At 41.8% G+C, this 11,051-nt stretch carries 14 protein-coding genes; 3 read left to right on the forward strand and 11 right to left on the reverse strand.

All coding sequences use genetic code 11. The annotated features are described in order from the left end of the window. Positions 1-45 precede the first annotated feature (45 nt). From atpG to hemL, 11 genes are all read right to left on the reverse strand, one after another. Positions 46-918: an ATP synthase F1 subunit gamma gene (gene atpG, locus ABJL82_RS10695; RefSeq protein ID WP_347274683.1), complete on the reverse strand. Its 873-nt coding sequence runs from the start codon at positions 916-918 to the stop codon at positions 46-48. A 3-nt stretch (positions 919-921) separates the two neighbouring features. After that, positions 922-2,436 carry a F0F1 ATP synthase subunit alpha gene (atpA, locus tag ABJL82_RS10700; protein ID WP_347274684.1) on the reverse strand — a complete coding sequence of 505 codons (1,515 nt, stop codon included), beginning with the start codon at positions 2,434-2,436 and terminating at the stop codon, positions 922-924. 122 nt (positions 2,437-2,558) lie between these two features. Beyond that, the gene (atpH, locus tag ABJL82_RS10705; protein WP_347274685.1) at positions 2,559-3,107 is read right to left on the reverse strand and encodes an ATP synthase F1 subunit delta; all 549 of its coding nucleotides are present in this window, start codon (positions 3,105-3,107) and stop codon (positions 2,559-2,561) included. Continuing rightward, the gene (gene atpF, locus ABJL82_RS10710; RefSeq protein ID WP_347274686.1) at positions 3,097-3,606 is read right to left on the reverse strand and encodes a F0F1 ATP synthase subunit B; all 510 of its coding nucleotides are present in this window, start codon (positions 3,604-3,606) and stop codon (positions 3,097-3,099) included. The genes atpH and atpF overlap by 11 nt, the downstream gene beginning before the upstream one ends. Before the next feature lie 24 nt (positions 3,607-3,630). After that, complete coding sequence (gene atpE / locus ABJL82_RS10715; protein WP_099323586.1) at positions 3,631-3,903, reverse strand: ATP synthase F0 subunit C; 273 nt, start codon at positions 3,901-3,903, stop codon at positions 3,631-3,633. A gap of 173 nt (positions 3,904-4,076) precedes the next feature. Then, the gene (gene atpE / locus ABJL82_RS10720) at positions 4,077-4,403 is read right to left on the reverse strand and encodes an ATP synthase F0 subunit C (protein WP_347274687.1); all 327 of its coding nucleotides are present in this window, start codon (positions 4,401-4,403) and stop codon (positions 4,077-4,079) included. A 107-nt stretch (positions 4,404-4,510) separates the two neighbouring features. Further along, complete coding sequence (gene atpB, locus ABJL82_RS10725) at positions 4,511-5,284, reverse strand: F0F1 ATP synthase subunit A (RefSeq protein ID WP_347274688.1); 774 nt, start codon at positions 5,282-5,284, stop codon at positions 4,511-4,513. Between the two features lie 32 nt (positions 5,285-5,316). Beyond that, positions 5,317-5,778 (reverse strand): ATP synthase subunit I, encoded by a 462-nt coding sequence (locus tag ABJL82_RS10730; protein ID WP_347274689.1) that lies wholly within the window; start codon positions 5,776-5,778, stop codon positions 5,317-5,319. Next, positions 5,753-5,995 (reverse strand): AtpZ/AtpI family protein, encoded by a 243-nt coding sequence (locus tag ABJL82_RS10735; RefSeq protein ID WP_347274690.1) that lies wholly within the window; start codon positions 5,993-5,995, stop codon positions 5,753-5,755. Before ABJL82_RS10735 ends, ABJL82_RS10730 begins: the two co-directional genes overlap by 26 nt. Before the next feature lie 8 nt (positions 5,996-6,003). Beyond that, positions 6,004-6,624, reverse strand: coding sequence for a hypothetical protein (locus ABJL82_RS10740; RefSeq protein WP_347274691.1), 621 nt, complete (start codon positions 6,622-6,624; stop codon positions 6,004-6,006). A 57-nt stretch (positions 6,625-6,681) separates the two neighbouring features. Then, complete coding sequence (gene hemL / locus ABJL82_RS10745) at positions 6,682-7,965, reverse strand: glutamate-1-semialdehyde 2,1-aminomutase (RefSeq protein ID WP_347274697.1); 1,284 nt, start codon at positions 7,963-7,965, stop codon at positions 6,682-6,684. A gap of 123 nt (positions 7,966-8,088) precedes the next feature. On the opposite strand from hemL, the gene purN reads away from it, so the two are divergent. From purN to ABJL82_RS10760, 3 genes are all read left to right on the forward strand, one after another. Further along, positions 8,089-8,718 carry a phosphoribosylglycinamide formyltransferase gene (purN, locus tag ABJL82_RS10750; protein ID WP_347274692.1) on the forward strand — a complete coding sequence of 210 codons (630 nt, stop codon included), beginning with the start codon at positions 8,089-8,091 and terminating at the stop codon, positions 8,716-8,718. A gap of 15 nt (positions 8,719-8,733) precedes the next feature. Next, positions 8,734-9,603: a carboxypeptidase regulatory-like domain-containing protein gene (locus ABJL82_RS10755; RefSeq protein WP_347274693.1), complete on the forward strand. Its 870-nt coding sequence runs from the start codon at positions 8,734-8,736 to the stop codon at positions 9,601-9,603. A 594-nt stretch (positions 9,604-10,197) separates the two neighbouring features. Then, positions 10,198-10,716 (forward strand): phosphate-starvation-inducible PsiE family protein, encoded by a 519-nt coding sequence (locus ABJL82_RS10760; protein WP_347274694.1) that lies wholly within the window; start codon positions 10,198-10,200, stop codon positions 10,714-10,716. The last annotated feature ends 335 nt before the right edge of the window (positions 10,717-11,051 follow it).

Here is an 11,051-nt window from a genome sequence, read left to right on the forward strand (position 1 = left end):
GAAAGCCGCTTAAATAAACATGATATCCTGCCTGATGACCATTTATCATGCCAAGGCTTCAGCACCTGAAACTATCTCGAGCAATTCTTTGGTAATTGCCTCCTGCCTTGCTTTATTATAGATGCTCGTCAAGTTATCTATCATATCCCCTGCATTTTCAGTAGCGGCAATCATTGCAACTCTCCTGGCGGCAAATTCAGATGTCAGCGATTCTAAAATGCATTGGTATATCTGCGTCTCGATATATTTAGGGAATATATTATTGAGAATATCTTCAACGGAAGGCTCTACAATGTACTCCCTTTTTTCTCTTCCTTCCCCGCCAAATCCTTCCTTTTCAATAGGAAACAAGCGGATGCTTGCAGGAAACGACTGCATTACTGTGTGAAATTTGGTAAAAAACACATGCAACTCTCCATACTCCTGATTATTATAGTCCCGGATTAATTTTGCAGCAAAGGATTTAACCCAATCTAAGCCTAGCTTTTCCACACTTTCAGGAATAGACTCTTCGATAGAATAGACGTCTCTTCTTTTCGAAAAATACAGATTCGCCTTTTTCCCTATAAGGATTAATTTTACTTGCCGATTGCTTTCCTTAATAAATCTCACTGTTTTTTGAATAATGTTATTATTATATGCGCCGCATAATCCCTTATCCGCAGTGATCAACACAATTTTTACCGGAGAATTCTCGCTTTCTTTTTTAGCAAACCAGCGGTAAGCGCTTTCCTGCGGCAAAGAAGAAATTAAATCACTTACCATTTGATGAAGTTTTTCTGCAAAAGTTCTCGATGCATGCACCCTGCTTTCCACTTTTTTCAAACGGCTCGCGGCTACCATTTCCATAGCCCGTGTAATCTGCTTTATGCTTGAAATACCTCTGATTCTCTCTTTAATTTCGCGCGTACTCTGCATCCGCTAACCCTTCTTGTCAAAAATTTGCTTAAATTCCCTGATAGCGTTTTCCAGCTTAGACGATAATTCCTGGTCGATTTTTTTCTTCTCGTTAATTTCCAAACTTATCGAGGCGTGTTTTTGCTTCATGAAAACAAGAAATTCTTTCTCGAATTTTTTTATTTTTTCCACCGGAATATCATCCAAAAAACCATTTATTCCGGCAAAAATAGCCATAACCTGATCTTCAACCAAAGCGGGTTCATACTGAGGCTGTTTCAGGATTTCTACCAGTCGTTCACCTTTTGCGATCTGGGCCTGGGTAAATTTATCCAATTCCGAACCAAACTGCGCAAACGAAGCCATTTCCCTGTATTGCGCCAACGTAAGCCGCAACATGCCTGCAACCTTTTTCATTGCCGGTATCTGTGCGTTTCCTCCCACCCTGGAAACGGACAACCCTACAGAAATCGCTGGCCTTACGCCGGCATTAAACAAATCGCTTTCAAGATAGATCTGCCCGTCAGTAATGGAAATAACATTTGTCGGAATATAAGCAGAATAATCACCGCCTTGTGTTTCCACAACAGGCAAGGCTGTAAGAGAACCCGCGCCAAGCTCATCGTTCAATTTCGCAGCTCTTTCCAGCAAACGGGAATGCAAATTAAAAATATCCCCTGGAAATGCTTCCCTGCCGGGCGGACGTCTTAAAAGAAGTGAAATCTGACGGTATGCAATCGCATGCTTGTATAAATCATCATACATAACAACCGCATGCATGCCATTATCCCTGAAATATTCTCCCATAGCGCAACCTGCATAGGGCGCTATATATTGCAATGGAGCGGGATCTCCGGCGGATGCAACGACAACAATGCTATTGTCCATCACATTATTTTCTTCCAATGTCTTCACTACACTCGCAACCGTCGACATCTTTTGCCCGATTGCCACATAGATACAATACACCCCTGATGTTCTCTGGTTGATTATGGTATCTACTAAAATCGCCGTTTTCCCTGTCTGCCGGTCACCGATAATCAACTCTCGCTGTCCTCTTCCTATGGGAATCATTGCATCAATCGCCTTAATACCTGTCTGTAAAGGTTCTTTTACAGGCTGTCTTTCCACTACGTTCGGAGAACTTCCCTCAATGGGCCTGAATTCGTCGGTAGCGATAGGGCCCTTTCCATCAATCGGAAGGCCCAGCGCATTTACTACACGCCCCAACATCGCCTTGCCCACCGGCACCTGAACGATTTTCCCCGTAGTTTTTACAATATCGCCTTCCTTTATTTTATCCTCGGAACCAAGCAAAATTGCGCCCACATTATCCTCTTCCAGATTCATGGCAATGCCATATACATTATCCGGAAACTCCAATAATTCGTTTGACATGCATTCATCAAGACCGTAAATACGGGCAACGCCGTCACCGACCTGCATAACGTGACCAACATTTTCCAACTTTAACTTTTCTTCGTAGCTTTCAATTTCTCTTTTTATGATTGAAGCAATATCCCCTAACGCCATATACACCTACTCCTGTATAAACCATTAAAATCATGTGGCAAGTTTACACCTGACACGAAACAAACCTGGCCAAGAATATAATATCCATAGTGACTTTCCAACTTTAAGAAACAAGCAGACGGCTATGATTAATTTGTCCTTATTTCCATAAGTTTCGACCTTAAATTTCTCAACCGGCTGAGAACACTGCCGTCAATCATTTTATTTTCAATCTCAACTATAAGTCCTCCCAGTATTTGCGGATTTTCAACAACTTCTACCTCCACAATCTTCCCGGTGAGTTTTTTAATGCCTGCCCTGAGATTTTCAAGTCTCTCGCCAACTATAGGTATTGCAGCCTGTATTTTTGCCCTGATCACTCCTTTTTTCTTATCAACTACCTTTCTGTACACATCAGGTATTACGTCTAAAAGCGCCTCTCTCCTGCTATCCACCAATAAATACAAAAAGTTAATCATCAATCCGGAAACGTGTTCGCCAAACACCGTTTTGATAGTATCTTTCTTTTCCTTACGTGTTATAGAAGGATGCAGGAGCATCTTCTTAAAGCCTTCTTGCCTTGCCATTGTATCAGAAAGCAGATCGAGATCCTTTTCCACCTGTCCGAGTAAATCTTTATCAGCAGCCGCTTCAAGAAGTGCATTCACAAAGGTAACCGCAACGCTCTTATCTAACACTCAGCCCCCCCATATCTTTAATCACATCATCAACCAATGTTTCCGCAGTCTGCTGATTGATGGACTGTTGAATTATACGTGAAGAGGCCAGCATAGAAAGGGCAACCACCTGGTCCCTGATCTCGGTAATGGCCTTTTTCCTTTCCTGTTCAATGCCTTCCTGTGCTTTCAAACGTATCAGTTCCGCCTCATCCTGCGCACGCTTTACAATCCCTTCACCAAGTTTTCCGCCTTCATTGATCGCTTCCTGAATCTTAATTGCCGCAGCAGTTTCGACCTCAGCAAGTTTTACCTGATAGTCGATTTTCATCTTCTCGGCGGCGGATTTGTCCACTTCTATCTTTGCGTAAGTACTTTTTATTCCATCACTTCTCTCCTTTATGAGAGCCGATATTTTGCCAAAAAGAAACTTTTTGAGAACAAAAAGCAGTATTATAAATCCAATGCCCTGGACTATAACAGACTTAAAATTTATTCCAAGGGTATTTAAAATATCCAATAAAATCTCCTCCTACACCAATTCTTACTTGATAGCGTGTTGAATTACCTCTAAAACAGCTTCCGTCTTTGGCAATTTTCCAAGAAGGATAAAAGACACCATCAATGAATAAATCGTCAGAGATTCAATAAACGCAAGACCAACAAACATAACTAACTGTATCTTCCCCGCCATGTCAGGCTGTCTGGCCATACCATTTGCGGCGCCATAAACTGCAATTCCCTGTCCAATACCGCACCCAAAGGCAGCGATAGCCAATAATGACACTGCAATAGCTAATAATGCAAAATATACCACCTACACTCCTCCTTCTAAAAAAAATAATTTAAAATACAGATACCACCAACCTTAATCGCAATCTTTTTCTGATTGCGGCACAACTTTCTTCTCATTTTTTTCCCGCACATTACTTTTCATCTTATGTAACAAAACACTCTACGCAGAGCGTGATAAGAAGCAGAAAATACCCGTTATTTCGCGCTCAACTGAAGAACTATATCAGCAGCAGACGAAAGTAATTCTTCGTTAGAAGTATTCTTCCTGAATATTTCCAGAACCGCCTCAGATTTCGGCAGTTTTCCAAACAGCATAAACGACATCATTAGAGAATAAATCGCAAGAGACTCAATAAAGGCAATTCCGATTATCATCGCCAACTGCACCTTCGCCGCAACCGCAGGCTGCCGCGCCATACTTTCAACGGCGCTGCTCACAACTTTTGCCTGGCCAAGAGCACAACCAACCGCTGCAATTGCAACTACAGGAATTCCAATCGCTAATGCTGCAAAATAATCCATTTCTCTACTCCTTTCATAAAAAATTTGAGCCATTTAAAAATAGCACCAAACACTTATCGGATAGATGAAAAATGAAAACAGCACACTAGGCTCAGTTGCAAACTAACTTAATGATGTTCTTCTTCATCATGGATGCCAATAGCCCCTGCAATATAAAAACTCGCCAGAAGCGCAAAAATCATTGCCTGGATTGTGCTTCCCAGTAAAGCAAGAAATAGCATTGGCAGGTGTATCGGTAACGGTATAAAACCAAGCAGAAAGGGAGAAAAACCGATAAATATTGCAATTACCGTATCCTCTCCCATGATGTTTCCAAAGAGTCGCATGGATAACGACAGCGGACGGGAAAGCACTTCCTGCATTACATGCAAAGGAAAGGTAAGTGGGGCAAGCCATACAGGTTTTCCCACCATATGTTTAAGGTAACCAAAAATACCATTGTTCTTTATACCTTGATACTGTGTTACAAAGAAAACAATCAGCGCCAGCGCAATTGTTGTGTTTAAATTACTCGTAGGTGAATGGAACAGGGGTATCTGCCCCAACATGTTCATGCAAAAAATATAAATAAATAACGTACCGATAAAAGGGACAAAACGCTTTGCCACCCGCCCCATCTGTGATTTTGTGAAATTTTCCAGCCCTTCAACTATAAGTTCCAACAGTGCCTGAAGCCTCCCAGGCACCATCCGCAATTTCCTGGTTGCCAGAAGGGAAAATAGTCCCAGAAAAATGATTATCAACGCAGACATCACAATCGGTACCCACTCATGTTTTGTCAAACCTAAAAACTGACTGTGGGCGTCCGATGGAATAAAATCTAAAAATGATGGCAATTCGGTGGAAGTACCACCATCGCCGCCGTGACCTTCAGCAGACACTCTCCCTTGCTCCTTTCGATATTAATTCTATTTTAAACCTGACCATTCACCTTTTCGTAAGGGAATTTTACCCTATTGTTCAGTTGCCTTACGAACAAGCTGCCCAATATTTTCAATATTATTACGGCCATTACCATGCTTAGTCCTATAAACAGAGCAATTATATTGACTTCTAAAAAGACGCATGCAGAAAAGAGCATCCCCCCCGCTATGAAATACTTCGCAATACTCACCTTGAGGATAAACCCCTTTATTTGCGCCCTTTTTTTCTCAACACCAAAACGTATTCCCCACCACGATATTTTAAACAACAACAAACTAATGAAACACCCTATTGCAACACTTAGCGTCAATTTTGCTGACATATAAGACAACGAACCCGCTATTATAATCAGCGATAAATAAAATGACATTTGGAAGACCCTCTCCGGAAATCCTTCATCCAAAGAAAGATCGTCAGTTTCTCCTTTATGCTGGCTTGTTCTTGTCTTCATCAGATAATTTTTTTATTATTTGAAAAAAATTAATAAAACTGCCAATAACACCCCAAAACAGAAAAATCATCAGAAACCACGGAGACGTGCCATATCTTTTGTCAACATAAGTACCCAAAAAATATCCCCCGGCCAAAGCGCCTGCAGTTGTAAATCCGAAACTCCCCACCAGACCTATAATTCTGTATGTCTCAGGGTCTTTCTTAATAAAAAACAAGACATCTCCTATTGGGAAAAATATCTTTCTATGGCCTGCTTGATGTGCATTGCCACTTTAGATTGTGAATCGACGATATTTAAATACAAAGAGGCGCTTTTCGGCTGACATATCCCCATAATTAATCGTTCTTCGTGTTCTTCTGAATAATCGCAGACAAGCCTGCTTATGCTATCATATTTATCGCATACATGTTTTCTCAACAACTCATTTTTTGTCAAAATAGCGTCCTTAGCAGTTTTTAACACATCCAATGTCTCTTTAAATAATTGTGTCACTTCATTTGCAGCCTTATCGCCAAAGAGTAATTTCTCATTTATTTTGACCCTAATGTGACGTACCATGTTATCCATTACATCCGTGGCCATCTCTATTTGTCCCACTACAACAGCCAGAGTTTTAAACCGGTTTTTCTCAGATTCGTCATTTTTATTAACACCGCTTAACATGCTTACCGTCTCATTTTCTTCGTCATGCACCAATCTGCTGATTCTCTGTGCATCGTCAAGCAATTCCACTTTATTTTTCAGGAATCCCAGCATGCACAAATTTAGAACAGACTCGGCATTTGAACACATAGAACTTATCCGTTCCAATATCCCTTTCGCATCGTCATTTACGTTTGTCATGTCAAAGCCTTTTTTCCCAATTCTTTGATTTTCGGATATAACCGCACATAAGGATTTTTATAGCGTTTTCGCCACTTCGCTAAAGGCGGCAATGGTGTCATTTATCTCTTTCTCGCCATGCACGGTCGAAACAAAAGCCGCCTCAAACTGCGAAGGGGCAAAGTAAAATCCACGCTCAAGCATGCCGTGAAAAAACTTTGCGTATCTGCCAGTATCGCAAAGTTTTGCAGTAGCATAATCAACCACCGGTTTGCTTGTAAAAAAGGTGCACAACATAGACCCCACCCTGGTGTGATATGCAGGAATATTAGCATCATTGCATACCTTCGCCATACCAGCCGCTAATTGTTTTGACCTTTCTTCCAAACCTTTATAAACAGCATTGTCTTTTAATATTTCCAAAGTAGCAATCCCCGCAGTCATTGCTACGGGGTTACCTGATAAGGTACCAGCCTGATACACGGGGCCGACAGGAGATATGCCATCCATAATTTCTTTTTTGCCGCCGTATGCTCCAACAGGAAGCCCTCCCCCTATAATCTTCCCCAGTGTAGTCAGATCAGGCGTAATGTTGTAAAGCGCCTGCACGCCGCCATGCGCAACTCTGAAACCGGTCATTACCTCATCAAAGATGAGTACGATACCATGTTTTTTCGTTATTTCCCGTAATCCTTCCAGATAGTTTTTCGCCGGCGGAACGACTCCCATGTTTCCGGCGACTGCCTCCACAATAATACATGCAATTTCATTACCTCTCCTGGAACAAACCTCATTTACCGCATCAATGTTATTGTAGGGAAGGGAAATGGTATGTTTTACAAAATCACCGGGAATCCCGGGACTGTTTGGCATGCCTAAAGTCGTGGCGCCGGAACCGGCCTGTACCAGCAAACTATCTACATGCCCATGGTAGCAACCCTCAAACTTAATAACCGCATCGCGTTTTGTATGTCCCCTGGCAAGACGGATTGCACTCATAGTTGCTTCTGTGCCGGAATTCACCATCCTGATCTTTTCGATAGATGGCATCGCTTCCTTCACAAGTTTTGCCAGTTGGATTTCAAGTTCCGTTGGAGCACCATAGCTGGTGCCATTCGCAACCGCCTCGTTTACCCTTTTTACAATTCTCGGGTCAGCATGACCCAGAATCAGAGGTCCCCAGGAACCAACATAATCCACATACCTATTGCCGTCTATATCGGTAAGGCAACACCCAGAACCGGACTTTATAAAGATAGGCGTGCCGCCCACTCCGCCAAAAGCCCTCACCGGGCTGTTTACTCCGCCCGGAATGACACTCTGCGCATCCAGAAATGCCTTTTTTGATTTCTCAGTAATTATCTTTGACATATATAACCTAATCTTTGTATATAGTATAAATTCTTATCTCTAAAGCTGAAATCCTGGAAAGCGGGAATCATAGCAAAACATGTTTTTTTTGTCAACTATTATTGCGTATAACCCATGAGAAAAATCATAAGTATCGCTGTTTTAATTTCCGGCAACGGTAAAACATTGCAAAATTTTATCGACTGCATAAAGTCTGGCTCGTTGCCTGCTAAGATTCAAATAGTCATCAGCAGCAACCCTGATGCAAAAGGGCTGGAACGGGCAAAGATAAATGGTATACCTACTGCAGTAGTTTCCCGTTCTTCATACAAAGACGTCGACTCGTTTAGCGAAGCAATTACCAAAAAACTGAAGGAATACCCTGTCGAGCTAATCACCCTTGCGGGCTTTATGCATTTATATAAAATTCCGGATACATATTCCGGCAGGGTAATGAACGTCCACCCCGGCCTCATTCCGGCTTTCTGCGGACATGGATATTACGGTCATAAAGTACATGAGGCGGTTATCAGGTACGGTGCAAAAGTATCCGGGTGTACCGTACATTTTGCGGATAATGTGTATGATAACGGCCCCATTATCATCCAGAGGACTACGCCCGTATTTGTCGACGACACGCCGGATACACTTGCTGAACGGGTTTTTAAGGAAGAATGTACCGCATACCCTGAAGCAATCCGCCTGTTCGCTGAAGGCAGATTAAAGAGAGAGGGCAGAAGGATAATTATACTAAAAAAAGAGTAAAGGAGTCGGATAATTATGACAAAAACAAGATGGAACTATATTATTCCCTTTATTGTAATCATAGCATTAAATCTCTGCGGTTCAAAAATATATGGTTTTGAAGTCAGTGCCACAAATAAAGGAAAAGAAATAAAATGGAAAAAGGATACGGTAACGTATCTTATCAACACCACTGACGGCCCTTCTGGTAGCCTTGATGCTATATTGTCGGCAATGCAGACCTGGACAGACGTTGACACCTCTACCTTTACCTTCGTTGACGGTGGCACAACCTCGAAAAACAACCACGGCAAAGCGGACGGCATTAATATTATTGATTTTGGAACTATTAAGGAAGAAGGGGTATTGGGGCAAAACTCTTTCTGGTTTTATACGACCGGAGAAATGTTTGACAGCGATATACGTTTTAACACCAAAAATACATGGAGCACAAACGGCTCGTCAGACAAATTTGACGTGCAGAATGTAGGCACGCATGAACTCGGCCATTCCCTCAGTTTGGCAGATCTTTATAGCAACAGCGATTCGGAAAAGACGATGTATGGCTACAGTTTCTCCGGCGATATCAGCCAAAGGACGCTGCACCAGGACGACATGGACGGCATTACCTACTTGTATCCCTCTACGAAAAACAGCAGCATCTCCGGCACTATAATTGACACGGAAGGAACATTACTGGAAAATGTAAAATTAAGGCTGAAGAAGGGAAGCAAAACAAAAAAGAAAACAAAATCTGACGAAAACGGTTACTTTGAATTTACCAATTTAAAAGGCGGTTCCTACAAAATTATCGCAAGGAAAAGCGGCTATAAAAAATCAAAGACAGCGGTAGAACTTGGCGAAACAGAAGAGAAAGAAATTGAAATCATAATGGAGAAAAAATAGCCTTTCTTAAGGTTGTTTCATGTTGAATTTAGTTTTTAATGTGATAGCTTATGCTCACTTATTCCGTGCTACCTGACGATACTGGTTCACACTTCTGGTTAAAAATAAGCCAAATCTCTTTGGGTGCGAAATGATTTGAAATTCTAAACAAATGCCTTTTTCCCTATCTCGCATTTCGTGCTTCATAATTGTTGTATGTTTTAGATCTGTTTTGAATTTTATGCTTTGTTATTCGAATTTGTTTCGTACTTCGAATTTCGTATTTTTCATTTATTGCTTGTTTGATTCTGGCTATGCCAGCTTAAATAATTATAGCTAATAGATACAACTATCCTGAAATATGTACTCCTCAAGAACCAATTGGAGATGATTCAAATGTAGAATGAAATAGCGGAAGAGAGCAGGAAGTAGAAAGATGAAATTGCGCATGAATATAAATATAATATTGACAAGAAAATATACCGGCAACAAGAAATAATCAAGGATAAAAATAGTTAAAAGCCTAACCAATCGCTGAAGCTAACGGCGTTTTACGCCGCAGCTTAGCATAATCGTTCGGCAAGCCCTACAAAGGGCCTGGGAGAGAGAAAACAGATGGAGTGGAAGACCCTCATAAATTGGAAGAGACTTATAAAGCAGTGGGGCATCATGACCTTCTATCAACGCTTCGAAAGTGTTGTTGCCCTTTTACTTACGCTGCTGATTACGCTCATTATCATTGTGGCCACCATTCGTTTATTTGTCGGAATTATCAGTAACCTCGTGCTTGGCGCCCTGGACCCGCTCGACCATAAAGTGTTTCAAAATGTCTTTGGCGAAATCATGACAGTATTGATTGCGCTGGAGTTTAACCATACCCTTCAATACGTGGTCACCCGTCAACAGAGTATCATTCAAACGAAGGTCGTCTTGCTCATCGCCCTGCTTGCTGTTGCTCGTAAATTCATTATCCTTGATCTTAAGGAAACAACTGCCGGAAGCATGTTTGGCTTGGCCGCCTTAGCGCTGGCGATAGGGATTGTCCATTGGTTGTTGCATGAGCGTGAAGATCGACACCTTAGAACGCAGATGCCACGACATCCCGAGAACACATCGACGAATGCAAATGCTTGACGGGGATTGAGGCCTAACAACCACTGCGACTAACCGTCAACGGAGGCGCCACGCTTTGGGATTCCGGGTACACCATACTTAATTTTCAGGATTATGTCCTTGTCGCCTTTTAACGATGATTCCACCTAAAATTTTTACTATAACGTAAATTTGACTTGAAAAGCATGATTTGCTGCCAAATACATGTATTTTTTCCCCTCTTCATTCTGTATCTATTCAGCGAAAATAATTTAGAATTTACTTGTATGGTTAGCGACATATAGGGTTGCAGATGCGGTCACCGCAGTCCATAGGAAGTCTTTGCAAAGAGAGGCGTGAGGTCTGTTCAGTGATAG

Source organism: Candidatus Kuenenia sp. (assembly GCF_039794105.1).
Classification (GTDB): domain Bacteria; phylum Planctomycetota; class Brocadiia; order Brocadiales; family Brocadiaceae; genus Kuenenia.